Consider the following 26,948-nt stretch of genomic DNA (forward strand, 5'->3'; position numbering starts at 1 on the left):
GCCGTCGCCGCCGGTATTGCCGGCGGGCAATACCGAGTAAAGCGAAATCAAAGGAAGTGGAGCTGACGGGAGGGGCGGTTCCGCGTGCTGGGAGATCTCTTCGCTGCCCAGCAGCGCTACTCCGCCAACTGCCCAGCCAGCGCGACACATCGGAAGCCGGTGTCGTCATCACACATGCCCTCGTCCGCGTCGTTGTACGAAGACGGTGCCGAACGAAAGAGCGGGCTGGTGAAGGCCGAGCCTTTCAGCTCGCGGCGGCCCGGTGTTGTTGCGGTCGAGCACCACTCCCAGGTGTTGCCGCACATGTCGTACACCCCGTACGGCGAGACACCGCTGTGGAACCGCGACACGGACGTCGTCGTGCCCAGGCTGGTCTCCCGCACGTTGCACTTCGCCGCGGTTTTCTGGTCGCCCCACGGGTACACGCCGCCCGTGGTGCCGCGGGCAGCCTTCTCCCACTGGTGCGAGGTGGGCAGGGTCTTGCCCGCCCACTGGGCGTACGAGAGGGCATCGTGCCAGGTCACCCAGACCACGGGGTGGTCGTACAGGCTGCGGGGACATCGGCCGTTCTCCCAGTGCCGGGGAGTGGGGTGGCTGGCTGCAGCGCAGAAGCGCGCGTAGTCGGCGTTCGTGGTCGGGAAGACGTCGATGTAGAACTCGTCCACCCAGACCGGCTCGTTGTCCTCACCGGCGAGGAAGATCCCACCCGGGACGGAGGCCATCAGCTTGCCGTCGCGCCGGTACTTCACGTACTGCCCGCTGCTGCTGGGGAGGTCTTCCAGCTCCACCAGCTGGTGCGGGATGCCGCCCTGGGGGGACAGCAGGCCAACGAAGCGGCCGTGCACATCGGGGCCTGCCTGGGCGAGGAGGGTGTCGAGTGCGGCCTGGTTGACCATCCGCGGGATGCTCTCGGTGCCGCCCTTCTCCCACTTGGAGATGATCCGGTCGGACACGCCGAGCTTCTCGGCGAAGTCCACGAGACTTAGGCGTGATGCCTCACGCAGCGCCTTGATCTCTCTGCCGGTCCACTGAGTTACCAGCGGCATGGTGGGGCCCCCTTCTGAGCGGCTGCCGTTGGATCACGCCGACAGCCGCCAGGTCGTCAGCTACGGTCGCTCGCCTGCCAGTTCGGCGTAGAGCTTGCGCAGAGTATCCAGAGTCGGATCGTCGACGGCGAACTCGGTCCCGTCGATGGCGCTGATCGAGCGCACCCCGATGGAGGTGTTGGTGGCGAAGGCGGCACGCATCTGCGGCAGGTCGGACAGGGCGACCGGCGCGGTGGTCCACTGGTCGTGGGAGTCCTGGAGCAGCTTCATGGTCACGCCGGGCAGCACCGGCGCCTGCGGCCAGACAACACCACCCGATTGCGTGACGAAGCCCAGGTTCCAGGTACCGCCCTCGGAAACGGTCCCGTCCGGCTCCACGAAGACCGCGTCGTCGAAGCCGGCGCGCTGCGCCGCACGGCGCAGCCGCAGCTGACTGAACAGGCCGATGTGCTTCACCGCGGCGGCGTCCCTGGTGAAGGGGAAGGTCTTCGCGGTGAGCGGGGGCGGAGGCATCTCGCCGCCGGGCCTGGTGGTCACCAGGATCTGCGGGTGCGCGTCCGAGCCGGGGTGTCCCATCTCCAGGGCGGGGTCGAAGACGGTCACCCGGACGGTGAAGATGCCGGATTTCTGCTCGACCGCGCGCCGGATGTACGCACGCAGACGGTCGGTGTCGAGGTCGGTGTCGAAGACGAGGCGGCAGTCACGGACCAGGCGCTCCAGGTGCAGCGTCAGGCCTCGGATAGCTCCGTCGGCCACTCGCATCGAGGTGAAGTGCCCGAAGTTGGTCAGGGCGAGTGTCTGGATGTCGTCCTGCGAAATGGGTGCGCCGTTGAGTTCAGCCATGGGGCTCAGTCTGGCACCGCCGCGAGGAGTGAAAGCCGCGGTCAGAACAGAAAGTTCGGAAAAGTTCGGTGCTGGGACGGTGATAGATCGTTCTGCGGGAGACGGCGTCGCGCCAGGCTTAAGACATGCCGAAGAAGCAAGTCGCCGCGGCGCTCCCGGCCTGGCTGGTGGTGGGGGCCTCGGTGTACGACATCAGACTCAAACGCTGGGGGGAGGTCATGGCCCTGGCCTGGCCGAGCTGCGAGCTTCGCCAGATGGACAGGGCTTGGCTACGCCCGCCAGACGGGGGCCGTGAATGGAACCCCCTCGTCGCCGACCTGGCACCCAAGGCGAGGCCGTCGACGCGGCGGAGGGCCCTGTGCCTGCTGCGTGGCGGATGACAGCGCTCCTGAAGCCGTAGGACCAGTCCATACGGCCCACTTTGCCTAGCTCTATGCTTCAGAACTATGCATAGACCTATGCTTTGCGCTAACGTTGGATCCAGCAGGGAAGCTGGCCCCCTCTGGCCGGTTGACTATGCGCATCCATAGAGACTGGAGAAGCAATGATCAGCGATCGGATCGGTGAGTTCGCTTCGGCGAATCCCTGGCCGACGGCCGTGGTCGGGGGAGTGCTGGGCCTGACGGTGCTCGGTGCCGCCGGCTACTACGGCACGAAGGCCGTCAAGCTCGTCAACCAGCGCCGCAAGGAGGGGCGGCTGAGCCCGGCCCAGGTCATGACGACCCTGGCCGCGCTGGCCGCGACCGCGGTGGGCGCGAACACGGCGTGGCGCTTCGCCAGCTCGCACCTGCATATCAGCGACACCGTCGAGCGGGGGGCGCTGTTCCTCACCGGCGAGATGATCCTGTTCGCGCTGGCGCTGGCGGCCCGCCAGAACCTCAACAACAAGGACATGGGCCGCACCGGCTGGCCGGGGACCGCGGTCTGGGTGCTCTCCTGCTTCCTGGCGGTGCCGGCCTGGGCGGAGTCGGTCGACGCGCACGGCAACGTGAGCGTGGCCGGGGCGCTGTGGCGGATCGTGCTCGGCCCGATCGGCGCGGCGGCCATGTGGCACCTGGCGATGGGCATCGAGCTGCGCCACGCCGAGCCCGGCGCGGAGAACAACAGCTTCGTCGCACAGCTGGTGCGCCGTCTCCAGCAGTGGCTGCTGGCCTTCTTCGGGATCGTCCGGGCCGACCAGGACGCGGAGGACATCGCCCGTGAGCGGGCCCGCACCAAGGCCGCGAACCTGATCGACCGCTACAACGCGCTGTCGGCGCGGGCCCGCAAGGGCTGGAGGGGCCGGCGCCTGATGGCCAGGCTCCGCAAGCAGCTGCGCACCGCGCAGGTGTCGAAGAGCGAGGCGGCGAAGGCCGAGCTGATGGCGGACCTGGCGGTCTCCGCGCACGCCCCGTCGCTGGCCGCCCTGGTGCACCCCACGCCGTGGGAGGCCGCTCCGCAGATCGCCGCGGTGGTCGAGCGGCCCGCCCTGCCCGCCGCCGACCCTCTCCCCGCGTCTAGCGCATCCGAGCCGTCCCGTGACTCCGTGATCCCGGAACTCCAGGAACCGGCAGTCCCCGGACCCCGGAACACCGAGACCGAGGACGGCCCGGACGACGACGGCCCCGATGGCCCCGGCGGCGGTGCCCCCGACCCGGTGGACGGCACGGTCCAGGACCTCCTCCAGCAGCTTGAGGCAGACCTCACCGCCGTGGAGTCGGCGGCCGAGGAGCAGCAGCCGCAGCTGGACCCGGCCCACGCGGCAGCGCTCGCCGAGGCCCGGTTCGACACCGACCGGATCCGCTACGCGATCGGCGTGCTGAACACCTACCAGCAGCCGGTGCTGAACAGCTGGCTCCAGCAGCACGGCTACACGGTCAACCGGGGCTCGATCCACAGCGTCAGCACGAAGCTGGCCGAGGAGCAGCGCCGGACCAACATCGTCCCGCTGCGCCGCAGCACCGGCACCACCGATTGAAGGACAAGTGCAGCAGTCGATGAGTCGACCGACAGGTACCGACAAGTCGACAGCGGCGAAGGACAGCGCTGCGGGGCGCTGCGCCAGCAGGAGGGCGCAGAACCCCGCAGCCCCCGGGCCCCGCCCGGGAGGCGAAAAGTCAGCACAACTCCAGATCAGGGCCCGGCGGTGGGATCGCTGCCGGAGTTAAGGAACAGCGCGGAATCGACGTGAATCAAGGAATGAAGCAGCACCATCCGGCGGGCTCTCAGCCTGGCAGCAACGTGCCCGCCGGACGGCAGCGGCTTCTTCGAAGCGGAAGGGAACCGCGATGCACATCATCGCAGCACCGCCGGAGCGGGGCAGCAGTGCCCGGCACCGGAAGCAGCAGGAACGGCAGCAGAGCAGCAGCAACCGCAGCAGCGCGAAGGGGGTGTGAGCAGCATGGAGGTCTGGCCGATCGGAGCAGCGCTGCTGCTCGTGCTGCTCTTCGTGCCCCGCCGGGGCTCGGGCTCGATGCGCCGGCTGTCGAGGATGCTGGCGAGCCAGCAGCAGCCGCTGGCCGCGGCGGAGGCGCCGGACTGGATGCCCAACGCCTGGGGGTCGGCGAAGCGGGCGCACTGGATGACCCTGGTCCCGCGCTCGGTGAAGGTCCTGGCGCTGGTCCTGCTGGCGGCTGCGGCCGGGGGCGGGGTGTGGGCCTGGTACCACTACCAGGCGGAGCTGATCGCGGGTCTGACCCTGGTTCTGGCGCTGGCCGTCGTCATCTGGCGGCGGGGCCGGGCCCGGCGGGTGCACCGCCAGCTGGTGGTCCGCCCGTTCTACGCCGCTTACAAGAAGATTTTCCGGGAGGACATCCCGCAGGCGGACGAGGCCAAGAAGTGGGTCGACATCCCGGTCCACGTGATGGGCTCGGTCGGGGACACCCGCCGGACCCTGCGGGAGCGGCTGCCGGAGCAGCTGGCGGCCCGGATGGACACCTGGCGGTGGGTGGAGTGGCTGCGCGCCACCCGGGAGAACGTGATGCGCCGGCCGCTGGAGTGGTACGACGCGGTGCGGGCCTTCAAGCCCGTGGCGTGGTGGCTGGAGCGCCGGTCGGCGGCGGTGGAGGACGCGAAGGTGGTCCTGAAGTTCCCGCCGGAGGCCGAGCTGAGCGACGGTGAGCAGCTGCGGGTGACCAACCTGGTCAACCGGCGCATCCCCGGCGAGTGGGAGGCCAGCTGGAACCACCAGAGCTTCAAGGTGGAGTTCAAGCACCCGCCGCGCCCGCCGCAGAAGGTGCTGTTCTCCGAGGTCAAGGACCTGATCGACGCCCTTCCGGCCTCGCAGGTGCTGATCGGCCTGGGCACGCGCAACGAGAAGATCGTCATCGACTTCGACGACGAGACCCCGCACGTGGGCCTGTCGATCGGGACCGGCGGCGGCAAGTCGGCGACGCTGCGCAACATCATCGTCCAGCAGATCCGCAAGGGCGCCGAGAAGGTCGTCATCATCGACCCGAAGCTGATTTCCCAGGACTGCCTGGACGGAATTCCCGAGGTCGAGATCTACACCGAGATCGGCGAGCAGTGGGAAGCCATCGCGAAATTCGCAATGGAGATGGAGCGGCGCTACCAGATCAAGAAGGCGGACAAGTCGGCGACTTTCCCGCGCTGGTTCCTCATCATGGAGGAGCAGAACGACTTCGCGGAGGAGTCCTACCAGACCTGGATGGACGTCAAGGAGAAGGGCGACCCGGCCCGCCCGCCGGTTTTCAGCCAGGTCGCGAAGACCCTGTTCAAGGGCCGCCAGGCCAACATGAACGTGATTTCGGTCTACCAGCGGCTCACCGCGAGGGCTGCGGGTGGCACGGAATTGCGCGACCAGTACGGCGCGAAGATTCTCGCGCGTTTCTCGCCGCAGGCGTGGAACTCGCTGGTGGCGACGACGCCGCGTCCGAAGTCGAGCCGTCACAACGGCCGGGCGATCGTCGTGATCGGCGGATCGGAGCGGACCTGCCAGATGGTGTTCGTGGGCGAGGACGAGGCCCGCGAGTACGCCCTCAACGGCCGCCGGCCGGTCCAGTCGGCCGCTTATGTGCCGATCGCGGAGCGTGAGGTGGCGGCAATGTCCACGCCGGAGGCGGTGGAGGACATTCCCGGGATCTACGTGGGAAGTGTCCATGGACAGTCCATGGACGAAACGGGACGTAACGGGGCAGACCAGACTGTCACTGATGGTGATGTCCATCTGGCGAAGGTGGTCCCGCTCGTCAAGCAGGCGGCCCCTGAGGAGCCCGAGGCGATCGTCGGCCTCGACCAGGCGGCGGCCTTCCTGAAGGTCGAGAAGGCGACCTTCGTCAAGGCCCGCCAGCGCTACAACAAGCAGCACGGTCCCATCCCCGGCGAATTCCAGGTGGGCGGCTTCCCGGCCTGGTGGCCGAAGGACCTCGCCCGCTGGCAGGCCAGGCGCCCGAAGGCGGGCGTGAAGGAACTCGCCCAGTAGCGAGAAATCCCGGGTCGGCGGCCCGGAAAGCGAAACGACCGGGCCGCCGACCCTCATCTGAGAAAGATCCGGAAATGCCGCCAGGGGATATCTCTGTCCCAAAATCCCAGAATTCGGGGGAAATGAAATGGCAACCGTCTCGATCGTGATAATCCTCGTCCTGCTCGCCGCCGCTGCGGTCAAGTTCGGCGGGATGAAGATCTGGCAGCTGATTCTGGGCGTCGCCCTCGGATACGTTCTCGCCGGAACCGCGGCGGGCCCGTGGATCGGGAACTTCATCCAGGGCTTCTTCAACTGGGTCGGCCACTTCAAGTTCTGATCGGCCGCCCCCGCCGATACCCAGGGAAATCACACCCCGGGTTTCGGCGAGGACGGCCGGCCACCGGCCGGTCGCCCGACCCCACCAACCCCGCACCACAGGACAAGGGAGCACCCGATGAGCCACGAGCCCGAGCACTACACCCCTGGCGAGACGGCCCGCGCGGCCGGCCTGATCGGCCTGGCCGTTGTCACCAACGCCCTGGGGCTGGGCGTCGGCCTGGCCGACCGCCGCATCGAGCGCCTGCAGTCCAAGGCCCGCGAGCGCGAGGCCATCGCCGAGGCGCTGGCCGCGGAGGAGGCCGCCAAGGCGGCGAAGGCCAAGCTCGACGTCGCCCGCACCCGCCGCCGCTGAGACGCGCAGAGCACAGAGAAGGAGGTACTGGCCATGTGGTGGAACGTCACCTTCGAGCACCGCCGCACCAGCGAGGACGGCCAGGAGGTCCGCGGCGAGCAGCTGTTCGTCGTCCAGGCCCCGCTGGCCCGCGACGCGAGGACCGAGGCGCTGATCGAAGCGCACTCCATGCACGCGGTCCGCGCCCGGCGCGGCGCCCGCCTCACCCCGGACCCGGTCAGCGTCACGGCCCGGCACTGCACCTGACTGCGCCCCGGGGCGGGCGTCACAGGCCGCAAAACCAGCCGCCCGCCCCGGGCCCAACTCCCCGAAGCCGAGAAAGCCCGACTCGAAGAGAGGCCCCCATCATGACGGACAGCACCGCCTCGGGTCAGCACCGGGACGCCACCTGGTACGCGACCCGGTACGCGCCGGGCCTGACCACCACCACAATCCTGATCGCCGCCCGCGTCTGGAACGAGCAGGGCGCCCGCCACTCCTTCGGCGACGCCGTGCTGATGGGCGCCCTCGCGCTCGGCGCGGCGGCGGCCGGCACGGTCAGCGCCAAGTACGTCAACGGCTCCGACCTGCTCACCACCACCTGCTACGCGGCCTGCGGCGCGGCGGCGGTGTGCGGGGTCGCCGCCTACTCCGACGGCCTGGCCCTGCCGGTGATGCTGTGGCTGCTGGCGACCGCCGCGGTGTACGCGCTGGCGGCCCGCCACTGGCGCGAGGACCGCCGGACGGCGACCGCGCACGCCAACACCGTCGAGGTGCGACAGCTGGAGCGCACCGCGGACCTGCGGATCGCCGCGATCGAGTCCAACGCCCGGGTGGAGGTCGCCCGCGAGGCCACCGCCTACGCCTCCGCGCTGGCCGAGGCCATCTGGCACCGCCAGCAGCTCGGCACCGGCGCGGACCTGCCGCAGCTGGACACCCACGCCCTGTTCAAGGCCGGGCTGCCGGAGCTGCCCGCCGTCGCCGAGGCCCGCACCCTGCTGCGCGACCTGGACACCAAGACCCGCTGAACGACGCGGGGCGCCCCCTCGCCTGGAAGCCCAGGGGCGCCCCACTCAACTCCCGAAGGAGCACACCCGAGATGACCACACTCTTCGAGCCGCTCGCAACCTCCGACGCGGACCAGTCGGACCTGCGCGCCGCCGTGGACGCCCTGGCCACCGGCTACGCCGGGGCCCTCGGCGACATCGCCGCCCTGATCCGCAGCCAGACCCGGCTGTCGGACGACCTGAACGCCGCCCACCTGGGCCGGATGGCCGCCGAGCGCCGCGAGGAGGCGCTGGCCGCCGAGTTGGGCGCCGCCGTGCTGGAGCGGGACGCCGCCCGCGACCAGGCGGACCGGATGCGCGAGCAGCTGGCCGACCTCCTCCCCGCGTCGCCGGTCGGCGTCGACCTGGAGGAGATCCGCAACATCCTCGCCCGCGCCCACCGGCCGCAGGAGGGCGAGGAGTCGGCCGAGAACAACCGCGTGGCCCTGGCCTGGGCCGTCACCGCGCTGCTGCCGCTCGCCGAGGCCCTGCTGGAACCGCGCCCCGGCACCGAGGCCGCCCGCCGCACCCGGGCCCGCGCCGAACGCGCCCTGTTCGCCCAGCAGCAGGACTACCGGATCACCGGCGACGACATGGCCCACTGGGCCGGGACGGCGGTGGAGCGGTGATCCGCCTGGACACCCTGATCGGCGCCGAGCGCGCCGCCACCCACATCACCGCCCTCGCCGAGCGCCTGGTCCGCGTCGACGCGCTGCCCGCCGACGTCGCCCTGCGCGTGGCGTGCGAGCGGCTCGCCGACGGCGAGGCCCTGGCCCTGGCCGCCCCCGGCCAGACCTGGACCCTGCGCCCGGAAGCGGACCCGGACGACGCCCCCGCGCTGCGCCTGCTGGTGCTGGAGCGCCACGCCTGCCCGCCGCGCGTCGCGGTGGAGGACGAGATCGGCTTCCGCGAGGTTCTGCCGATCGCCGCCCTCGCCGACCTGTACGAGCTGACCTGCTGGGAGGACTGACCGATGCTCACCGTCACCGACTTCTTCTGCGGCGCCGGCGGCTCCAGCCAGGGCATGCACAACGTCCCCGGCCTCCAGGTCGCGACCGCCGCCAACCACTGGGACCTCGCCGTCCGTAGCCACCAGCACAACTTCCCCGAGGTGCGCCACGACTGCGCCGACATCTCCCAGATCGACTTCCGCCGCTACCCGCGCACCGACCTGCTCTGGGCCTCGCCGGAGTGCACCAACCACTCGGTGGCCAAGGGCGTCAAGCGCGCCGCCGACCGCCAGCCCGACCTGTTCGGCGAGGTTCTGCCCGACGAGGCCGCCGTCCGCTCCCGCGCCACCATGTGGGACGTCCCCCGCTACCTGGAGGCCATGGTCCTGCGAGGCCGGCCCGTCCTGGGCGGCGTGGTCGAGAACGTGGTCGACGCCCGCAACTGGGTGATGTTCGACGCCTGGTGCACCGCGCTGCGCGCCCTCGGCTACGACCTGCGGATCGTCTACCTCAACTCCATGCACGCCCGCCCCCGCTTCGGCACCCCGCTGGCCCCCCAGTCCCGCGACCGCATGTACGTCCTGTACTGGCGCAAGGGCGACCGCGCCCCGCAGATCGAGAAGTGGACCCGCCCGGACGCCCACTGCCCCCAGCACGGCCGCGTCCACGCCGTGCAGTCCTGGAAGAACCCCGACCGCGTCTGGGGCCGCTACCGCGCCCAGTACGTGTACCGCTGCCCCGTGCCCGGCTGCTGGACGGTCATCGAGCCCTGGGCGCTGCCCGCCGCCGCGATCGACTGGACCCAGCCCGGCCAGCGCATCGGCGACCGCACCAAGCCGCTCGCCGACAAGACCCTCGCCCGCATCCGCGCAGGCCTGGCCAAGTACGCCCGCCCCCTGGCCGTGCCGGTCGAGGGCCGCGACGGCAAGACCGCGGCCCCCCTCGACGACCCGCTGCGCACGATGACCACCCGCAACGAGACCAGCCTGGCCTGGTTCGAACCGTTCCTCGCCGAACTGCGCGGCGGCGGCTCCGACCACCGGCCCGCCTCCGACCCGCTGGCCACCGTGTGCGCCTCCGGCAACCACCACGGCCTGGTCCACCCCGAGGCCATGGTCGTCCCCGCCGGCGGCACCTGGAACGACCACGCCCGCCCCGTCCGCGAACCCTTCCGGGCCAGGACCACCCGCGAGACCGAAGGCCTGCTGGTCCCCTACTACGGCACCGGCACCGCCCGCCCCGTCGAGCAGCCCGCCACCACCGTGACCACGGTCGAGCGCCACGCCCTCGTCACCGCCGAAGTCGCCGTCGAAGAGTGCCTGTTCCGCATGCTCGCCCCCAGCGAGATCGGCGCCGCCATGGCCTTCCACCGCGACTACACCGTCCTGGGCACCAAGCGCGAGCAGGTCCGCCAGCTCGGCAACGCCGTCACCCCGCCCGCCGCCGAAGTCCTCATGTCTGCCCTGGTGGAAGCCATCACCGGCGAAGACCTGGAGACGGCGTCATGACCGCCCGCACCGCCCCGCTCGCCGACAGCGGCCTGTGGCAGGCCGTCATGGCCGCCGCCTCCGGCCGCTGCCAGTGCCGCGGCACCTGCGGCAAGACCCACAAGGCCGACGGCGGACGCTGCCCCCGCGAACACCGCCCCGGCGCCGAACTCCTCGCCGCCCCCGCCGAACCCGCCCAGCTGCTCTGGCCCTCCCACCAGGCCGCCGCCCTGCCCAAGCAGGACCTCACCGCCTGGTGCGCCCCCTGCCACAACGCCTCCCGCACCCGGGCCCGCCGCGCCGCCGAGGCCGACACCCCGCCCGCCGAGCCCGACGCCCTGTTCTGACCGGAGGAGACCGAGATGTCCATCGTCATCAACGACCTGCCGCGCCTCATCGCCCAGCTCGCCCCGCACATCGGCACCGACGACACCCTCCCCGTCCTCACCGGCATCCACCTTCACGTCACCGGCGGCCAGCTCGTCGCCGCCGCCACCGACCGCTACACCTTCGCCGTCACCCGCCGCCCGGCCGAGGAGACCGGCGCGGCCGAGGCCTGGCAGGCGCTGCTGGACCGGACCGACCTGAAGGCCCTGCGCGCCCTGATCCCCGCCCGCAGCCCCGGCCACGTCCTGCGCCTGACCTACGAGGCGCCCACCGGGACCGACCCGGACGGCGGGCTGCTGTTCGCCCTGAACGGCCGCACCCTGCGCCTGTCCGCCCACGCCACGCTCGCCGCGAAGTTCCCGAAGTGGCGGCCGGTCTTCGCCACCGCGCTGGAGGCCGAACCGCAGCTCACCAGCACCGCCTGCTTCAACCCCGCCTACCTCGCGCGCTGGCAGAAGGCCGCCGACCGCTACACCCCCGTCACCCTGTGGTCCGCCGGCCCGGACAAGCCGCTCGTCGTCGCCGTCGGCACCGAGTTCCTCGGCCTCCAGATGCCGATCCGCATCGACCTGCGCCCCGATGCCGGTACGCCCTTCGGTGACCGCACCAGCATCCGCGCCGCCTGGTACCACCTCCTCGGCCCCGGCAGCGACCCCGCCACCGCGCTGCCCACTGCGGCCTGACCGCGGCCCAGAAACCGCATGAGCGCCGACACCTACACGGCCATCAACTGCGACGGCCCCGGAACCGCGGAGGACAGCACCTTCTGCGGCGCCGCCACCCACCTGCCGTACCCGTCCACCGCCGCCGAAGTCCGCCGTGAACGCCGTGCCTCCGGCTGGCACGCCCGCCCGGGAGGACGGGACATCTGTCCCGACTGCTGGGCCGCCGGCCACCGCTGACCAACCCCGAACCCGCTCCGGGGCCGCGCCTGTCGGGCGCGGCCCCGGGACCCAGGAAGGAGAACGAAGATGCCCGCGATCTACCGCCGCCCCGCCGCCCGCACCCGCCACTACGTCTCCACCACCCGCACCGCCGCCCGTACCGGCGGCCAGCTGGTCGACCACATCGCTGTCGAGCGGGCCATCAACGGCGAGAGCGTCACCGGCCTGAACGAGGCCGAGCAGCGCCTGGTCGCCGTCCACATGCTCCGCCTGGACGTGCCGATGGCCGAGATCGCCCGTCGCGTCGGGGCCGAGACCAAGCAGGTCGTCCGCTGGCGCGACCAGCAGAGCGCCCCGAAGAACCACCGCGGCCACGCCACCGACCGCACCAACTCCCGTGCCCACAAAGCCTGCTGAAACCGAGGAACCGACCGCGATGACCGGCACCCACCCCCTCCCCGCGTCCGAGAACACCAGCGACCCGTACGCGCCGATCCCGCTCGGCGACACCCCCGAGGCCGGGCAGGCCGTCGAGTGGGACTTCACCCGCGACCCGCACTTCCTCGTCGCCTCCCTGGCCGGCCGCGCCGCCACCGGCGTCACTGGCCTGATCACCACCACCCTCGTCGCGCGCGGGCTGCGGGTCGACGTCATCGACCCCAGGTTCCAGAGCCTGCCCACCGGCCTGGCGGCCGAGTTCCTGCACACCGACGCGGAGCAGATCCACACGGTCGTCAAGGACTTCGCCGCCGAGATGCAGGCCGCCTACGAGGCCAACTCCGTCTACCTCACCAACCGCCGCTTCCTCGTTGTGGAGAACGCCCACGCCCTGCACGCCGAATACCGCGACGCCTTCCGGCTGCTGCGCGAGATCTCGATCCTCGGCTGGGCCACCGGCCACCACCTGGTCCTCGCCTACCCCGCCCGCCAGATCCCCGGCCTGCACCAGGGCGACCTCGCCGTGGAGGAGTTCGCCCGCCTCGCCCTCACCGGCGGCCTGTTCGACACCCACCGGCCCCTGGCCGAGAGGGCCGCCGACCCCGGCCGGGCGCTTGGCTGGATCGAGGACACCGCCGGCACCCGCCCCCTGACCCTGCGCCTGCCCACCCGCGGCTGACCCATGGCCCGCCCGCCGCACCCGCGCGGCGGGCGGGCACCGCCCACAGCGAAACGGACCCCGCGTGCTCGCCAGAATCAAGATCCTGCTTCTCGTCGCAGCCGTCGGCGTCCTCGTCGGCACCCACTGCCAGCGCTGAACCCGAAGGAGGAACCACCCGCCATGACCACCACCGACACCGGCACCGGCTTCCCCGGCCCCGACCCGGCCGACGACGTCTGGGAGCAGATCGCCCGCCAGGTCGTCTGGCTCGACCACCACAACGGCACCGGCGACAACGAGACCGCGATGCGCCTGCTCAAGCTCGGCGAAGAGGTCGGCGCGACCATGCAGGCCTACATCGGCGCCACCGGCCAGAACCCCCGCAAGGGCGTCACCCACACCGCGGCGGACGTCGCCGACGAACTGTGCGACGTCGTCATCACCGCCCTCGTCGCCCTCCACCGCTTCACCGACGACCCCGCCCGCCACTTCACCCTCAAGCTCACCCGCGTCGCCGACCGCCTCGGCGTCCGCTCCGGCCGCCCGACCTTCCGCCAGTGGCTCACCGCCAAGGCCGCCGCCCCCTGGCCCGAGATCTCCCTCTACGCAGGCCGCCTCACCAAGGCTGCCGAACAGAGCACCGAACCCTGGACCACCGCCGACGAACTGCGCCCGCTGCTCACCAGCGACTACGACCGGGGCCTGCTCGACCACGCCCGCGACGACTACGAGTCCGAGACCGCTCCCGACCTGACCTTCCGGAAGGACGCCCAGTGAACGACCGCGATGACAACGAGATCCCCTTCATCGGCCGCCAGTTCGCCAAGCAGGACCCCGAGCCCGGCCCGCGGCAGCCGGACCCCGCCGCGCCGCAGCCGTCGGCGGGGCTGGAGCCGACCTTCGGCGAGCGGGTCGCCGACGGCGCGATCCGCCTGTGGGAGGCGCTCCGCCCCGTTCTCGCGCGGATGCGTGCTGACGTGGGCGCCTACGCCAACGGGGTCCGGCCCGCCGCGGCCTGGATGAAGGCGACGGTGGTCGTCTTCATCGGCCTCGCGGTCGCCTGGATCGCCTACGGCGCGATCACCGCGATCGTCTCCGCGGCCTCCCACACCTCCGCCCCGCAGGTGCACTTCGACCGCTCCGACCTGCCCCACCACACCGGCCTGATGGCCACCGTCACCCAAGGGCTGCATATCTACTTCGGTGAACACACGTCCGGTCTGCCGGTCAACGACACCACCGCGTACGAGGTGTGGAAGCTCGCCGGGATGGGCTTCTTCCTCTGGGCGTTCCTCTTCCGGGCCTTCGGCGCCCGGCTCGGCTGGGTCCTCTACGGGGCCGCGACGACCGTGATGGTCTGGCAGGCCACCGGGCCCGCCGGCCGCCCGGTCGCCGCCGGGGTCGCCGTCCTCGGCTGGCTGGTGCTGTCCGTGTTCGCCCTGCGCGGCCTGGTCTTCCTGCGGTTCAGCAGCCACAGCACCCACCACCACACCCACAGCAGCCCGCAGATCCGCGTCGAGCCGACCATCCACGTCACCGCGCAGATGGAACCGCCGGTCATCGAGAAGGTCAGCGTCCGCTCCCCGATGGACTGGAACGACTGAGCCCAGGTCAGGTGCCCGGCCCCGCGCCGGGCACTGCCGAGGAGAGCCGGACGAGGCGGACGGTGCCGGACCTCCCCAGTGGTGCCCAGCAAGAACTACGTGTCGGACGTTGAAATCCCGCACATGGAGCGTCAAAGCTCGCTACAGTGATCGTTGCTGAAACTACGTACGTTCGGGATACAGACAAGGACGGTGGGGAGGATGGCCGAGATGGCCAGTGAGCCCGACGCCAAGGGAATGACGGTCGTTGAGATCGCCGACGCCGCGGGCGTCAGCCCGTACTTGGTCAGCGTCGCCGCGAGGACCGCCAAGATCCCTCGCCTGGGCCCGCGCCGCGGCCACGACGTAAGGATCGCCCGCCGCATGGTTGCCGTGCTCCGAACTGGCCTGCTCAACGAGAAGGTCGCGCGGGTGGTTGCGAACGACCTCGACGGAGCTATTGCCGCCAGCCGCGAGCTGACCGCGCTTCTGGAGGAGATGAAGGAGCGCGCAGCCTAGGCATCTGCGCCTGAACAGCCGAAAGCCCGGGTCTCATCCGCCAAGATTCTCCCGGGCCCTCGCACCACTAGCTGAGAGGTTACCCAGTGATTTGGGGTCCGCACCACATCGGCACCGTTAATGTCCGATTCATCACCTTCCCGGAGTCGTCCGCTCGACTCGCATTCGGGGGTGGGGCCCGGTGACCGCGCCCGCGCCCGCCGGCCGTGACGCCTTCTCCGGCGAGCGGTCTTCCTTCCAGCGGATGCTGAACGCCCTGGACATCCTGGGCTGCGCCCCGACTCCGCGTGGTGACCACATCGACGCCCGCTGCCCGGCCGCCGGACACGCCGACAACTCGCCTTCGTTCAGTGCCGACTGGAAGCCGCCGACGGCGGACAAGGCCGGCCGGATGGTGTTCGAGTGCAAGAGCAGCTGCTCCTTCCACGACATCCGCGCCGGGCTCGGGTTCGAGACGCGGGACTTCTACGACGGTGTCTCGCCCGCCTTCCAGCGCGGTCCGGCCACCGCCCTCCCGCGTCCGGCGTCCCGGGCTTCGGTCGCTGCCCCGCCCGCGCAGCGCAAGCCCGCCCAGGTCCCCGAGGCGAAGCCGGAGCCGGACCACCAGCACGACTACGCCGAGGAAGCCCGGCACATCTACGCAGACGCCCAGGGCACCGTGCTGGCCACGATCATCCGCCGCCGCTGCACCAACGAGGCCTGCACGGAGAAGACCTTCGCCACGCACTACCCGGGCCGCAAGAAGCCTGTCGGGGCCAAGCGCCTGGTGGACTGGCTGGGCCTGTACAACCTGCCCGCCGTCGTCGCGGCCATCGCCTCCGGCGAGAGCGTGTACGTGGTGGAGGGCGAGGGCGACGCGGACCGCCTCACCGAGCTCGGCGCCGTGGCGACGTGCAATCCGACCGGGGCGGGCAAGTGGCGTGCCCAGCACACCGAGCAGCTGACCGGTGCGCACGTCGTGGTTGTCGCGGACTACGACGAGTCCGGGTACAAGCACGCCCTCACCGTCAGCAGCGAGCTGGCCGGTGTCGCCGCGTCGGTGCGGGTTGTGCGCGGGCTGGTCCAGGTCCGCAAGGCGGACGTCTCCGACCACCTGGATGCCGGGCACGCCCTGGAGGCCCTGGTGCGGGTGGCCGCCGCCGACCTGGAGGCGGGATGGCCGGGAGTCCAGGACCGGCCCGCCATGGCGAAGCCGGCCGACCCCGGCGCGGCCGAAGCCGGGGTGGAGGAGGAGGAGTCCGACGACGCCGAGGACGGCGAGAAGCCCGCCCGGCTGCCCGGCCGCCCGGTGCACGGCTCCGACGGCTGGCGCTTCGACCCCACCGAGGGCGTCAACGGCGCGATCTGGAAGCGCCAGCGCGGCCCGAAGGGCTCCACCGTGTGGCGCAAGTCCCTGTACTGGTGCCCGAAGGTCACCGTGCGCCTGGTCGTCCTTGGCGAGGATGGCAAGGTCAAGGACCGCTACTACGAGGTGACCGTCGGCGAGGACACCCTCATCGTCGCCCTCTCCGACCTGCGCGCGGTCGACGGCTGGAACACCTTCGCCGACGCCTCCGGCACCGGCACCAAGGCGATGCGCGAAGTCCTCGTCAACATCGTGGAACAGCAGGGCCTCGACCTGCCCCGGACCCTGGTGGTCAAGCGCACCGGCTGGCACGACCTGCCCGGCTACGGCCGCACCTACGTCTTCGCCGACGGCCGCACCCTGCCCGAGGGCCGCCCCGTCCAGGTCGACAAGGAGAAGGTCCGCGAGCGCGTCCGCAAGGCCGCGATGCCGCTGGAGAAGACCGCCACCCTCGAAGAGTGCCGCACGGCGGTCCAGGAGATCGCCGCCCACGGCTGGACCGGCACGTTCTCGGTCGGCACCGGAGCCCGCTCCATGGGCTTCACCCTGCGCCCCGTCACCGCGGGCCTGGCCTTCTTCGGCGAGCGCAACTCCGGCAAGACCTCCACCGGCGCCGTCCAGCGCGGACTGCTGTTCACCAAGCGCCCGGAGGCGTTCCCGCCCGAGCCCACCCGCGCCTTCCACCACACCAAGACCACCATCGAACTCGCCGTTGCCTTCGAGGCGGACTCCCCGCTGCTCATCGAGGACCTGGCGCTCACCCTCGACTCCGCCCCGGCGGAGGTCCGGGAGGCCAACGACAAGCTGGAGATGCTCTTCCGCTCGGTCGGCAACGACGAGGAGATGCGCGGTCGCTCCACTCGCAAGCTCGGCCACCAGGAAGCCAGCTACGTGCGCGGCATCCCCGTCGCCACCGCGCAGATGATGCCGCCCACCATGCAGGCCTCCCTCTACCGCCGCGCGGTGTGCATCCAGATGTCGGAGAACGGCGGCCAGCTCGACTGGCGCTGGTACCGCGACGGCGGCGGCAAGATGCTGGAGGTCCCGCTGCGCACGATCGGCGAGATGGTCCTCCAGCACCTGTACGCGCAGGGCGACGAGGCGACCGAGTACCTGGAGGACCTCGACGCCAAGGCGACCGCGCTCCTCAAGCCCTACGTCAACAAGGCCCTGCCCGACTACAACGGCCCGATGGAGGGCGTCATCAAGGCCGCCGGCGGCATGCTCGCTGGCATCCTCCTGATCGCCGACGTGCTCGACATGGACGGCGAGGCACTCGCCCGCACCGTCTGCGGGCCGCTCGCCGACTCCCTGGCCCAGCAGGCCGAGAAGATGGATGACCGCCACGCCGCCCAGGACGACCTGCCCACCGCCGTGGCCGCCGTCATCCGCAACAGCCTGCTGCGCAACAAGGCCCACATCCGGGACGCCGCCGGCACCGTCCGCCCGGCCGTCCCCCACGAGGTCGAGCAGGCCCAGGGCCTGATCTACAAGGGCACCGACGAGAACCACCGGCCCGTCTGGGAGGGGCGCGGCTCCGCGTTCTACTGGCTCCCCGACCGTGGCCCGGCCCTCGGCATCACCTCCGAGCACCTGCACGACCTGCTCCAGAACGGCACCGACGCCAAGGTCAAGGGCACCACCAGCCGCTCCCTGCCCAACGCCCTGCTGCGCTCGGGCATGACGTACCGCAACAGCACCCAGAAGGGCCGGGAGGCCACCTGGCGGGTCGACATCGCGGGGAAGAAGCCCTGGCTGATCCTCATCAAGCCCGAGTACCTGTGGGACCTCGGCGACGACGGGGACACCCCGCCCCCCGCTGGCGGGACCGGCGGACCGGGAACGAACGGCGGGGCGGACGACCCCGCCCAGCCGCTGGCCGACGGTGACCGGACAACGCCGCAGGACGGGACGGACACCCCGGACCTGCCGGAGGTGGAGCAGACCCTGTTCGACAACACCGGCGGCTCCGAGGCGGAGCCGTCCATGACCAGCACCGCCACCGACGCGATCGAGGAGGATGACATGCCCTACCAGGAGCAGCAGGCGCCGTGCGTGGTGTGCGGCAAGCCGACTCCGCGCCGGGAGGCCGACGGCACCCCGCGCCACCTGAACATCCCCGGCGTGTTCTCCTGCAACGCCACCCCCGGCGGCGGCGGCTTCCTGGCCACCCCCCCGGCGCCCGAGAGCAGCCCCCTCCCCGCATCCCCGATCCCCGTCCAGCAGCCCGCCCCGGCCGCCCGCGAGCGGACCGCCCAGGCCCGCACCGCCCCGGCCGACGACCAGGGCGAGGCACCGGCCGCCGAGTACCCGAACGGCCCGCTGGCGGTGCTGGAAGCCGCCCCGGACGGGACGCTCACCGCGCACCTGGCCGACGGCCGCACCCTGGTGTGCGAGGCGAAGTCCCTCAATACCCTGGCCACCTGGGCGCTCGGCGCAGGTCTCGGCCAGGCCCGCCTGCACAAGTGGGGCACCGACGCCGACCCGATGGTCGTGCTCACCACCTCCGCCGCCGCCAAGCTGGGCCTGCCGCCGGAGCTGGAGGACCGCCGTCACCTGCGCTTGCCCGAGGACCACAAGGTCGTCAAGGCACTCACCAAGGCCGGCTGGCAGCTCACCAAGCGCGGCTTCTCCGCCTGGACCCGCCTCTACAAGCCGGTCACCGACGGCCGCCGCCAGTGCGTCCAGCTCGCCGTGATGCCCTGGGACGCCCTCGGCGGCTCCAACGGCTGGGCCATCGACCCCGACACCGCCCCCGCGGACGTCGCCCGCACCCTGGGCACCTACGCCAACCGGGTCATCGCCCCGCGCGGCTCGATGGGCACCAACGGCATCGAACTGCTCCTCCAGCTGCGCCCGGCGACCCGGGCGGTGTGGAGCGAGGACGAGCAGCGCTACGTCTCCGGCCCCGTTCCCGGGAGCTTCACCCGCGCGGTGCAGCCCGCGCCGCCGGAGGCCCCGGCGGAGCACCCGCTCGCCCAGGGCCGCGACGAGGAGACGGACGCGATGCGGGAGGAGGCCTGGAACTGGCACCGCGACGTCGCCGACACCGAGGCCGGCTTCCCGTTCGCGGTGGGCCTGGACACCAATACCAGCTTCCTGTCCGCCTCCAGCCGCCTGCTGGTCGGCGACGGCGACCCGGTCCACCACCAGCGGCCCGCCTTCGACAAGAAGACCCCGGGCGCGTGGCGCGCCGACTTCTCCGCCGCCGAGTGGGACCCGCGGTTCCCGTGCCCGCTCACCCCGGACGGCCAGCCGCCCACCGGACCGGGCTGGTACACCACCCAGACCATGGCCTACGCCGCCGAACTCGGCCTCACCGTGGAGCCGCTGGAGGCGTGGCTGCGCCGCCCGGCCGCCGCCGCGTGGCTCGACCCGTGGCAGGAGCACCTGGCCCGCGCCTACAAGGACACGATGGCCGCGCTCGGCATCGAGCAGGGTATGGATCCGGAGGCGTTCCTGGCGGCGATGGAGGCCTACAACCAGGGCGTCGGCGACCCGGTCGAGCGTGCCGTGGTTCGCTACATCAAGCAGACCGTCAAGTCCGGCATCGGGAAGCTCCGGCAGTCCCCGTCCCGCCACTGGGGCCACAAGACGGGCGAGCCGTGGCCGGAGCTGGAGAAGCTGTGGTGGCGCCCCGACGTGCGCGCCGCCGTCATCTCCACCGCCCGCGTCGCCCAGCACCGCAAGATGCTCAAGACCTACCGGGCCACCGGCCTGGCGCCGCTCGCCGCGTACTCGGACTGCGTCATCTACCCGGCGCCCGAGGCCTCCGCCCTCGCCGTCGTCCCGCGCACCCCCGACGGCACCCAGGTCCCCGGCGCGTTCCGCCTCGGCGTCCAGCCCGGCTGGTGCAAGCAGGAAGGCGCCCGCGACCTCGCCTGGTACACCGACACGCACACCAAGGGCATCAACCCCGCCCGCTACATCGCACCGCGCGCCAACGAGCGCGACACCGAAGGGGAGTGACAGACATGGGCAAGATGCTCGACGGCCTCGGCGACGCGCTGCGCGGCAAGCTCACCCCGCAGCAGGCCGACATCCACAAGACCACCAAGGGCCGCGTCGGCTTCCTCATGAAGAAGGAAGGCACCGTCGCCAAGGTCGCAGCCAGGCTCGGCGTCAGCGCCACCGCCGTGCGCCGCTACCTCAAGGGCGAGCGCAAGACCCCGCCCGCCGCCATCGCCAAGAAGATCGAGGCCGAGGTCCGCAAGGACTGGAAACCCGGACTGCAGAAGCAGGCCGCCAAGACCGCCGCCCAGGGCCCCGTCACCGTCAAGACCCGCGCCGCCTTCGGCTACAGCTCCTCCGCCACCGGCACCACCACCCCCGACCCCCGACTGCGCCAGCTCACCCGGACGCTCCCGGCGGACTACGCGGCCCGCCTGTTCGACGCGCAGATGGCCAACGACGAGGACGGGGCCCGAGCGATCCTCGCCGAGTACATCCAGAACGACTACTTCAAGGAGGGCGGCCGGGGCGAAGCCCTAGAAGTCGAGATCTCGGACATCGACCACATCGAGTTCGACTGGTAGCCACCCGGAAGCGCTCCCCGCGATCCCGGGACTGCGCAATCCCGCACTCGCGGACAAACGGAAGGGGTGCCCAGCCACAGCGGCCGGGCACCCCTTCCCCGCGTCTGCTACCGCTGCTGCGCCTCGGTCTGCTCGCGGATCGCCGCGGCAACGTCCAGCAGCGCGAACGCGACGGCGGCCAGGCCCTCGCCGATCGCGTCGGTCTGCTTCTCCTCGCCCTGCCGGCCACCCGCGTCGCCCGCGTACGACGCAGCACGGTCTTCGTATCTCGACACTCGGTCCTCCCCAATGTGCGACGACAACCCCACCAGCCTTTCCAGATCCCTGGCAGGCCATGCGCTGCTGAGACCGCTCACGAGCAACGCCGTGATCCCGGGACTGCGCAATCCCGCTGCACATCAGCCCGTGGTCGGATGGGCATCCCACCCCGAGATGAACGTCCTGAGCTGTCCCCGCTGTCGCTCCTCCCTGGCAATTCGGTCCGCCAGCACGGCGCGGTCGACGTACCGGTCGACGGCGGCAAGGACCAGCCGCTGGAGCTCGGCCGGATCCAGCGCTTCGACCTCCCACTGCACCGGCCGACCGGGATCGAGGCCGTAGCGGTCGGCGAACGCCGGCCACCGCGGGTCCCCGGCCTTGCCGACGGCTGCGGGCAAGTCGTGTTCGCGCACCTGCTCATGGGTCAACAGGACGCGCTCCACGTGGCTCCAGCAGTCGGTGCGCGCCACCCAGTCACGCTCGATATCGGCACCCGAGGCATCGAAGTCACCGACGTAGAGCAACACGGCACGGCGCGGGTCACGGGAGGTCCGGTCGCGCACCACCTGGGCGTAGCTCTGGCTGCCGAATCCCCGCACGACGAGCACTGGAACGCCCATCTCCCCCAACCAGCCGGTCAGCTGCGCCCGCAGGGTGTCCTTCTCGCAGGCCACGTACAAGGCGGTCGCCTGGCCCGCGGTCCGGTCCAGGGCGAACCAGTCAGGGGCGGCACGCAGGAACGCGGTGGCGTCCGGCCAGGCCGGCGGCACATGGACCTCGCGCAGGGGGTCGATCAGGTCCGGGAACCGCTCCTCCCGCCGGGCCTGGGCAAGCTGTGCGGACAGACGCCGGTACGTCGGCGCCGTGTGCGGGATCAGCCCCACGGACACGAGCCGGTAGTAGATCTGGCGCAGGGTGCAGCCCCCGACCTGGTCATAGCCGGTGACGATTTCAGCGGCGCGCTCCACAACGCGCGCCCATTGGAGTCTGCTCACACCGGTACATGTACCGCTCGACGCGGGCGAAGACCTCCAATACGGCCCACCTGGCGGGTCAACGCCACGGGACGGGCTTACCAGCCCGGACGGCTGCGCTAGCCTCGAAGCACCGTCACCGGCCACACCTGGAGATCACGATGCGGATGGTGTTCGACCCCACCGAAGCCGAAGGGCTGCGCGCCACCGCCCGCGACGCGGCACTGGAGGACCCCACCCTCGCGTACGTCCTGCTCGACCTCGCGGACCGCGGCGTCGACCTGAACGACCGCCGCACCTGGGACGACATCAAGGCCGAGCGCGGCATCGAGACCGCCCCGGCCGCCGACGGCGAGCAGCGCGTTGCCTGACCGCCCGCCGCGCCGTGCGGTCATCACCTTCCACGAGGTCGCCGAACGCCAGCTCGCCGAGATGGACGACGCCGCCCTCGCCCGCCTCGACCCGCACCTGAACACCATCGCACTGAACCCGAAGACCGCCGGCGTCCAGATGCGCACCGACAGCCCGGTCCTGGAGTACGCCAAGGACGGCGTCCGGATCGCGTACGTGTCGACGGTGCTCGGCACGATCGTCCTGGTCGCCTACCTTGAGGTCGACCGAAGCCCCTCCCCGCGTCGCTCAAAGACTCCGGGCCCGACCGCACCCCCGAGTAGTCGGGCCTAGCCCCCGTTCGCACCGGCTCGCGCCGTGATGACTCCCGCTGTTTCGTGACACCACGAAACCCTGATCGGTAGCCTCACCTGGTGAGTTCCGACGAGCCCGGCCCCCCAGCCCCGATTTGCGCCCAGTGCGGCAAGAAGCTGACCGTGCCCCACACCGGTCGGCCAGCGCGCTTCTGCGGCACGGCATGTCGATCCAAGGCCTACCGTCGGCGCCGCGCCGCCCACCTCGCTGCCCGGGACGACCAGAACCAGACCCGACCCCCGGTCGAGACGGCCCCCGCCGCCGACGAACCGCCCGCGGGGCCTCACCAGAACGTCCTGCTGCTCGGCAACGCGCTGGGCGAGGCCGCCGACGCCTACGTTCGCCAACTCACCGACGGCGACGACCCGGACCGCGCCCTCAACACCCTGACCCGGGTCACCGCGGTCTACTACAAGCGACTCATCGAGCAGGCCCGCCACGCACGACGCGAGGCCCTCGGCCTGCCCGACCCCGCGGACCTCATCCGGGAAGGCCTGGCCGAGAGCGCCACCGCCATGCACAGCCCGGCCCCCGAAGTCCCGGCGGCCCGCGACGCGCGGACTTCCGTGACACGCCACGAAACAACCACGCCTGATCAGCCAGCCGCCACCCCGACCAGGCGCATCAGCTCCGCTCTGGTGCCTGTCCCCGCCAGTCCCCGCAACCGCTTCGGCCGTCCCACCGCCACCCACAGCCTCGCGGACGAACTCGGCGACGGCTGGACGCTCGCTGGCTGGCCTGACCAGCCGGACGTCTTCTACGTCCTGCTCCACAAACTCGCCGTCGGCTGGGTCGAGCGCGGCATCGTCGGAACCGGCTACTGGGTCGCCATCGGCAACCCCACAGCCAGCGTCTACATCACCGACCACCGCAGCCAGCAGCCGCTGCTCCACCACAGCCCGCAGACTGCCGCCCGCACGCTCAAGGCTGCCTTCGACCAGCGCCGCGCCCAGCTCGCTGACTGACGGCCAGCCGGAAGCCCTCCAGGGCCGCTCTGCGGGCCTGACTGAGCGTGCCACAGCCCAGCGTCGGGTACCCTCCAAGAGGCGCTCAGCAGCCGCCTGGACAGCGCCGCGGGGACCGGTGAGAACACCCGGCCAACTCCCTTGTCCCGACCGGAAGCGGCCCAATCAGACCCCTTCCGAAGCCGCTTCCGATACCGCTTCCGGTCATCTCTCCTCCCGAAGCGGCTTTCCCGCAGGTCAGCACCCTTGTCCATAGCCGCGAAAAACGCCGACAGCCCTTCTGTCGCCTAGCGCGGCTCCCTCAGGGTTTCCAGCTCCAGCCGCTCAGGCGTTCGCCCAACCCCCGGGCTGTCGCCCCGGCCCCCAGGAGACAGCCCGGAGCTCACGCCGCGCCGGGCAGCCTGGCGTTGCGGTTAGGTGCGGCGGGCGGGCGGGCGGCGCGGGCGGCCGGGGGCGGGCGTGATCCACTTGTCGGCGGTGTGCGGTATGCAGAGCAGGAAGCCGCCGACCGAAGGGGGAGCACCGTGAGCAGCCGCCAGCCTGACCCGAGTACACCCGCCGACCCGAACGGCCCGGCCGCCGCGGCTGAGCCGCGCAAGCGCACCCGCAAGGCGTCCAAGGCCAACCCAGGCGGCTCCTCCAACGACCTGCGCGCCGACGTCCTGCGCGCGGTCGCCGTCCTGAAGGTCGTGACTCCTCACCAGCTCTGGCGGGCGGTGCGTCCGGAGGCGAAGGAGAACAAGTTCGCCCGCGCGGCCCTGAACGACTTGGCCAAGCGGAGACTGACGGTCAAGCACGGCACCGGACCCGACGGCCGGGACATCTGGGGGATGACCACCGCCGGCCGAGACGCCGCTCGCGCGCTGTTCCCCGATGGCCGGGACATGGGCGGCATCGCCCGCCACGCCGGAGCCAGCGCCGCGGCCGGCCACGCCCTGGCCGTCTCCGAGACCATCATCAGCTTTGTCCAGGGAGGCACCGGCCCCAACATCCCCGACGGCCAGATCCACGGCGACCGCACCGCCCCCGGCGTCGGACCCGGCTTCGGCCGCATCGACCAGTGGGCCACCGAAATCGAGCACCTCACCCCCCACAAGCCCACCATCCGCACCGACGCCGTGCTCCGCGCGGCCGACCATGGCGTGCCGGTGCTCCTGGTGGAAGTCGACCTCGACAACGAGTCCAACCCGATCGTGGCCCGCAAGCTCGACCACTACCGGAACTACTTCGAGCACTACCGCGTCTTGCCCTGCCCGTACCCCTACCGCTCCATCGGAGCACTGGAGTGGGGCAGCCGGCCGAACGAGCGCGAAACCCACTGGCGTCGCACCTACCCGCCCACCGGCCGCCCCGGCTACCCACCCGTCGCCATCGTCCTCGGCCACCTCGGCCCCCGCGCCACCCGCCAGCGCGTCCAGGCCCTCACCGAACTGACCCGCCGCCACTGGCAAGGCCAACACCTCAGCGACGGCTACTACGACCGCACCGAGGCCATCCCGATCCTCTTCACCACCCTGGAGCTGCTCACCGAGCGCGGCCCCCTGGCCCCCATCTGGCGCCGCGCGGGCCGAGAAGGCCCCCTCCAGCCCCTCCACGACGCCCTGGACGACCACGACGGCCCCCAGGCCTACGCCAAGCACCAGGAAGCCCTGCGCGCCCAGCAGAAGGCCGAGCAGGACGCCGCCGAACGCCGCCGCAAGGAACGCGAACTCCTCGCCACCGCCTGCCCCGACTGCCACCGCACCGCCGACAAATACAAGAACCCCCGCTACGCCTCCGACGGCGAACAGAAATGCCACTTCTGCCAGCAGAAAGACGAGAAGGCCGCCCAAGCCAAAGCCGCCCAGGAAATCGCCGCAGCCACCCAGACCCACATTGAACGCGCCCAGGTCGCACAGAACGCCACGCTGCTCCGCACCATCTTCGGCCCCCGAAAAGGCACCAAGAAAGCGAAGACAACAGCCGATACCGACGGCCCCGTTGCGGGATAGACGAAGGCGGCCGTCGATGCAGATCCCGCTACCGCAGACCGGTAAGCAGAGATGGCACGATAGGGCGGTATGGGACTGCGATAAGAAGCACGGCATGATGCTGCTAACCGATCGGCCAAATCGGCCGCCCCGCCAGCCCCGGGCGGAATCAGCATGAACCCCGACGACTACCGACCCTGAATCACCTCCCCGCGCTCCTCCGACCAGTCGTCGGCCTCGCGGGCGGGACGGGCAGCATCGAAAGACACCGCACAGGGCCCCAGCCCCTCCGCGTCCGCCGGCGGTCTCCGCGACACCATGTGAAGCTGCCTCACATCTTGCGCCAGCCACAGAGCTGCCAGCCTGTCGCGCGTCACGACTGTCGCGCCACAAAAGCCACCTGAACAGGCACAACCCCTACCGCTGAGCCCAACGCGACAGCGCGACAGCCAACCTTGATGCCCACCCTTGATGACACGAAACTCGTCACGAAACCCCGCTCATCAAGGAGTCCACCGTCCCGCATGAGGACGCATGCGGCTCCGGTCGACCGCTTTTCGCTGCGTTGCCATCAGAGCTCGATCGGTCCCGCCTCCAGGCCACACACACCGGCCACGAGCACCGCAGGTACCGGGCCAGCCAGTGGGCAGGAGCCACCAGAAGGATCACCGGAAAGGGCATGGTGGCTAAGCCAGGATTTCCGAACAGGGCAATTCTGATACACCCTCACAATGCCCATCTGGCCGGGGCCATGGAGTCCACCGCGCAAGCTCGGGAGTCTCCGGTGTCAGGCGGCGAGGAGTCCAGTGGGAATCCTGTAGGTAAAGATGGCTCCCCGCGACATGGAGAGCCACCTCTATTTACTTCCCGGATAGGCTTCTGACGAATGCTAAGATGTGCATTAATAAAGAGAGTGCAGCTATGATTAGACCGACTGTAATTACCTTTCACCCCCTCTCGCAATCCATTTCGATTTCACGGCGACTGAAGCAAAGTCGCCCGACTTAATGTATCGATTCTATCGCAGTTTGGCGTCTACAGAATCAGCAACCACCTGAATGTAAATCGCGCGAAGCGCCGATTTGGCGTCGGAATTCATATCCACGATTTCGCATTCCAGCGGCCCGGCTGCCCCCTCCCCGCGTCGCAGTCAGCATCAAAATCGCATGTCAGAAGCTTCCTGACGGCTGATCAGCCACAACCGGGGTTGGAGGACGCGAAGCGGCCGACCGTCGTTGGAAGGCGCAGCGCGCCGCCCTACCCGCTCCGCGGGTAGGGTG

General features: G+C 71.0%; 27 protein-coding genes. 23 read left to right on the forward strand and 4 right to left on the reverse strand.

From position 1 onward, the window contains the following. Window positions 1-116 precede the first annotated feature (116 nt). Window positions 117-1,046 (reverse strand): SUMF1/EgtB/PvdO family nonheme iron enzyme, encoded by a 930-nt coding sequence (locus ACWEO5_RS28580; RefSeq protein WP_452165090.1) that lies wholly within the window; start codon window positions 1,044-1,046, stop codon window positions 117-119. Between the two features lie 60 nt (window positions 1,047-1,106). Continuing rightward, on the reverse strand, window positions 1,107-1,889 hold the full coding sequence (locus ACWEO5_RS28585) for an aminotransferase class IV family protein (RefSeq protein WP_452165091.1): 783 nt from the start codon (window positions 1,887-1,889) through the stop codon (window positions 1,107-1,109). Between the two features lie 544 nt (window positions 1,890-2,433). Here ACWEO5_RS28585 and ACWEO5_RS28590 point away from each other — a divergent pair. The 19 genes from ACWEO5_RS28590 (at window position 2,434) to tpg (ending at window position 20,796) form a co-directional block, all read left to right on the forward strand. Then, a complete protein-coding gene (locus ACWEO5_RS28590; protein ID WP_452165092.1) occupies window positions 2,434-3,846 on the forward strand; it encodes a hypothetical protein in 1,413 nt (470 codons plus the stop codon). A gap of 423 nt (window positions 3,847-4,269) precedes the next feature. Then, window positions 4,270-6,309: an FtsK/SpoIIIE domain-containing protein gene (locus ACWEO5_RS28595; protein WP_452165116.1), complete on the forward strand. Its 2,040-nt coding sequence runs from the start codon at window positions 4,270-4,272 to the stop codon at window positions 6,307-6,309. A gap of 127 nt (window positions 6,310-6,436) precedes the next feature. Then, the gene (locus tag ACWEO5_RS28600; protein WP_452165093.1) at window positions 6,437-6,628 is read left to right on the forward strand and encodes a hypothetical protein; all 192 of its coding nucleotides are present in this window, start codon (window positions 6,437-6,439) and stop codon (window positions 6,626-6,628) included. A 117-nt stretch (window positions 6,629-6,745) separates the two neighbouring features. Next, on the forward strand, window positions 6,746-6,982 hold the full coding sequence (locus ACWEO5_RS28605) for a hypothetical protein (RefSeq protein ID WP_452165094.1): 237 nt from the start codon (window positions 6,746-6,748) through the stop codon (window positions 6,980-6,982). Between the two features lie 33 nt (window positions 6,983-7,015). Continuing rightward, complete coding sequence (locus ACWEO5_RS28610) at window positions 7,016-7,228, forward strand: hypothetical protein (RefSeq protein WP_452165095.1); 213 nt, start codon at window positions 7,016-7,018, stop codon at window positions 7,226-7,228. Between the two features lie 101 nt (window positions 7,229-7,329). Beyond that, window positions 7,330-7,989, forward strand: coding sequence for a hypothetical protein (locus ACWEO5_RS28615; protein WP_452165096.1), 660 nt, complete (start codon window positions 7,330-7,332; stop codon window positions 7,987-7,989). Between the two features lie 71 nt (window positions 7,990-8,060). Further along, window positions 8,061-8,636, forward strand: a complete 576-nt coding sequence (locus ACWEO5_RS28620) for a hypothetical protein (RefSeq protein WP_452165097.1) — start codon at window positions 8,061-8,063, stop codon at window positions 8,634-8,636. Further along, complete coding sequence (locus ACWEO5_RS28625; protein ID WP_452165098.1) at window positions 8,633-8,977, forward strand: hypothetical protein; 345 nt, start codon at window positions 8,633-8,635, stop codon at window positions 8,975-8,977. Before ACWEO5_RS28620 ends, ACWEO5_RS28625 begins: the two co-directional genes overlap by 4 nt. Before the next feature lie 3 nt (window positions 8,978-8,980). Next, window positions 8,981-10,465 (forward strand): DNA cytosine methyltransferase, encoded by a 1,485-nt coding sequence (locus ACWEO5_RS28630; protein WP_452165099.1) that lies wholly within the window; start codon window positions 8,981-8,983, stop codon window positions 10,463-10,465. Continuing rightward, a complete protein-coding gene (locus ACWEO5_RS28635; RefSeq protein ID WP_452165100.1) occupies window positions 10,462-10,791 on the forward strand; it encodes a hypothetical protein in 330 nt (109 codons plus the stop codon). The genes ACWEO5_RS28630 and ACWEO5_RS28635 overlap by 4 nt, the downstream gene beginning before the upstream one ends. 15 nt (window positions 10,792-10,806) lie before the next feature. After that, window positions 10,807-11,514 carry a DNA polymerase III subunit beta family protein gene (locus ACWEO5_RS28640; RefSeq protein ID WP_452165101.1) on the forward strand — a complete coding sequence of 236 codons (708 nt, stop codon included), beginning with the start codon at window positions 10,807-10,809 and terminating at the stop codon, window positions 11,512-11,514. Window positions 11,515-11,532: 18 nt separating this feature from the next. Continuing rightward, window positions 11,533-11,733 (forward strand): hypothetical protein, encoded by a 201-nt coding sequence (locus tag ACWEO5_RS28645; protein ID WP_452165102.1) that lies wholly within the window; start codon window positions 11,533-11,535, stop codon window positions 11,731-11,733. Window positions 11,734-11,802: 69 nt separating this feature from the next. Beyond that, complete coding sequence (locus tag ACWEO5_RS28650) at window positions 11,803-12,132, forward strand: hypothetical protein (protein ID WP_452165103.1); 330 nt, start codon at window positions 11,803-11,805, stop codon at window positions 12,130-12,132. A 19-nt stretch (window positions 12,133-12,151) separates the two neighbouring features. Next, entirely contained in the window at window positions 12,152-12,832 is a 681-nt protein-coding gene (locus tag ACWEO5_RS28655; RefSeq protein WP_452165104.1) for a hypothetical protein, read from the forward strand. A 162-nt stretch (window positions 12,833-12,994) separates the two neighbouring features. After that, on the forward strand, window positions 12,995-13,591 hold the full coding sequence (locus ACWEO5_RS28660; RefSeq protein WP_452165105.1) for a MazG-like family protein: 597 nt from the start codon (window positions 12,995-12,997) through the stop codon (window positions 13,589-13,591). Beyond that, on the forward strand, window positions 13,588-14,418 hold the full coding sequence (locus tag ACWEO5_RS28665; protein ID WP_452165106.1) for a hypothetical protein: 831 nt from the start codon (window positions 13,588-13,590) through the stop codon (window positions 14,416-14,418). Before ACWEO5_RS28660 ends, ACWEO5_RS28665 begins: the two co-directional genes overlap by 4 nt. Before the next feature lie 201 nt (window positions 14,419-14,619). Beyond that, window positions 14,620-14,916: a hypothetical protein gene (locus ACWEO5_RS28670; protein ID WP_452165107.1), complete on the forward strand. Its 297-nt coding sequence runs from the start codon at window positions 14,620-14,622 to the stop codon at window positions 14,914-14,916. A 181-nt stretch (window positions 14,917-15,097) separates the two neighbouring features. Further along, window positions 15,098-20,230 carry a telomere-associated protein Tap gene (gene tap / locus ACWEO5_RS28675; RefSeq protein WP_452165108.1) on the forward strand — a complete coding sequence of 1,711 codons (5,133 nt, stop codon included), beginning with the start codon at window positions 15,098-15,100 and terminating at the stop codon, window positions 20,228-20,230. A gap of 5 nt (window positions 20,231-20,235) precedes the next feature. Beyond that, complete coding sequence (gene tpg / locus ACWEO5_RS28680) at window positions 20,236-20,796, forward strand: telomere-protecting terminal protein Tpg (RefSeq protein ID WP_452165109.1); 561 nt, start codon at window positions 20,236-20,238, stop codon at window positions 20,794-20,796. A 107-nt stretch (window positions 20,797-20,903) separates the two neighbouring features. Here the strand turns inward: tpg and ACWEO5_RS28685 are convergent, their stop codons facing one another. Both ACWEO5_RS28685 and ACWEO5_RS28690 read right to left on the reverse strand, forming a co-directional pair. Next, on the reverse strand, window positions 20,904-21,071 hold the full coding sequence (locus ACWEO5_RS28685; protein WP_452165110.1) for a hypothetical protein: 168 nt from the start codon (window positions 21,069-21,071) through the stop codon (window positions 20,904-20,906). A gap of 123 nt (window positions 21,072-21,194) precedes the next feature. Then, the gene (locus tag ACWEO5_RS28690; RefSeq protein WP_452165111.1) at window positions 21,195-22,049 is read right to left on the reverse strand and encodes a hypothetical protein; all 855 of its coding nucleotides are present in this window, start codon (window positions 22,047-22,049) and stop codon (window positions 21,195-21,197) included. Between the two features lie 140 nt (window positions 22,050-22,189). Between ACWEO5_RS28690 and ACWEO5_RS28695 the strand changes: the two genes are divergently transcribed. The 4 genes from ACWEO5_RS28695 to ACWEO5_RS28710 all read left to right on the forward strand — a co-directional run bounded on the left by ACWEO5_RS28695 (window position 22,190) and on the right by ACWEO5_RS28710 (window position 25,689). Next, window positions 22,190-22,399 carry a hypothetical protein gene (locus ACWEO5_RS28695; RefSeq protein ID WP_452165112.1) on the forward strand — a complete coding sequence of 70 codons (210 nt, stop codon included), beginning with the start codon at window positions 22,190-22,192 and terminating at the stop codon, window positions 22,397-22,399. Beyond that, entirely contained in the window at window positions 22,392-22,712 is a 321-nt protein-coding gene (locus ACWEO5_RS28700; protein WP_452165113.1) for a hypothetical protein, read from the forward strand. The genes ACWEO5_RS28695 and ACWEO5_RS28700 overlap by 8 nt, the downstream gene beginning before the upstream one ends. Before the next feature lie 143 nt (window positions 22,713-22,855). Then, window positions 22,856-23,698: a hypothetical protein gene (locus ACWEO5_RS28705; RefSeq protein WP_452165114.1), complete on the forward strand. Its 843-nt coding sequence runs from the start codon at window positions 22,856-22,858 to the stop codon at window positions 23,696-23,698. A gap of 524 nt (window positions 23,699-24,222) precedes the next feature. Beyond that, window positions 24,223-25,689, forward strand: coding sequence for a replication-relaxation family protein (locus tag ACWEO5_RS28710; RefSeq protein ID WP_452165115.1), 1,467 nt, complete (start codon window positions 24,223-24,225; stop codon window positions 25,687-25,689). Window positions 25,690-26,948: the final 1,259 nt, after the last annotated feature.

The sequence above is a fragment of the Kitasatospora sp. NPDC004272 genome, assembly GCF_053603035.1.

Excerpts from the sequence above, each read along its gene's own strand:
- ACWEO5_RS28580 (WP_452165090.1), bottom strand. The coding sequence starts at position 1,046 with ATGCCGCTGGTAACTCAGTGGACCGGCAGAGAGATCAAGGCGCTGCGT.
- ACWEO5_RS28585 (WP_452165091.1), bottom strand. The coding sequence starts at position 1,889 with ATGGCTGAACTCAACGGCGCACCCATTTCGCAGGACGACATCCAGACA.
- ACWEO5_RS28590 (WP_452165092.1), top strand. The coding sequence starts at position 2,434 with ATGATCAGCGATCGGATCGGTGAGTTCGCTTCGGCGAATCCCTGGCCG.
- ACWEO5_RS28595 (WP_452165116.1), top strand. The coding sequence starts at position 4,270 with ATGGAGGTCTGGCCGATCGGAGCAGCGCTGCTGCTCGTGCTGCTCTTC.
- ACWEO5_RS28600 (WP_452165093.1), top strand. The coding sequence starts at position 6,437 with ATGGCAACCGTCTCGATCGTGATAATCCTCGTCCTGCTCGCCGCCGCT.
- ACWEO5_RS28605 (WP_452165094.1), top strand. The coding sequence starts at position 6,746 with ATGAGCCACGAGCCCGAGCACTACACCCCTGGCGAGACGGCCCGCGCG.
- ACWEO5_RS28610 (WP_452165095.1), top strand. The coding sequence starts at position 7,016 with ATGTGGTGGAACGTCACCTTCGAGCACCGCCGCACCAGCGAGGACGGC.
- ACWEO5_RS28615 (WP_452165096.1), top strand. The coding sequence starts at position 7,330 with ATGACGGACAGCACCGCCTCGGGTCAGCACCGGGACGCCACCTGGTAC.
- ACWEO5_RS28620 (WP_452165097.1), top strand. The coding sequence starts at position 8,061 with ATGACCACACTCTTCGAGCCGCTCGCAACCTCCGACGCGGACCAGTCG.
- ACWEO5_RS28630 (WP_452165099.1), top strand. The coding sequence starts at position 8,981 with ATGCTCACCGTCACCGACTTCTTCTGCGGCGCCGGCGGCTCCAGCCAG.
- ACWEO5_RS28635 (WP_452165100.1), top strand. The coding sequence starts at position 10,462 with ATGACCGCCCGCACCGCCCCGCTCGCCGACAGCGGCCTGTGGCAGGCC.
- ACWEO5_RS28640 (WP_452165101.1), top strand. The coding sequence starts at position 10,807 with ATGTCCATCGTCATCAACGACCTGCCGCGCCTCATCGCCCAGCTCGCC.
- ACWEO5_RS28645 (WP_452165102.1), top strand. The coding sequence starts at position 11,533 with ATGAGCGCCGACACCTACACGGCCATCAACTGCGACGGCCCCGGAACC.
- ACWEO5_RS28650 (WP_452165103.1), top strand. The coding sequence starts at position 11,803 with ATGCCCGCGATCTACCGCCGCCCCGCCGCCCGCACCCGCCACTACGTC.
- ACWEO5_RS28655 (WP_452165104.1), top strand. The coding sequence starts at position 12,152 with ATGACCGGCACCCACCCCCTCCCCGCGTCCGAGAACACCAGCGACCCG.
- ACWEO5_RS28660 (WP_452165105.1), top strand. The coding sequence starts at position 12,995 with ATGACCACCACCGACACCGGCACCGGCTTCCCCGGCCCCGACCCGGCC.
- ACWEO5_RS28670 (WP_452165107.1), top strand. The coding sequence starts at position 14,620 with ATGGCCGAGATGGCCAGTGAGCCCGACGCCAAGGGAATGACGGTCGTT.
- tpg (WP_452165109.1), top strand. The coding sequence starts at position 20,236 with ATGGGCAAGATGCTCGACGGCCTCGGCGACGCGCTGCGCGGCAAGCTC.
- ACWEO5_RS28695 (WP_452165112.1), top strand. The coding sequence starts at position 22,190 with ATGCGGATGGTGTTCGACCCCACCGAAGCCGAAGGGCTGCGCGCCACC.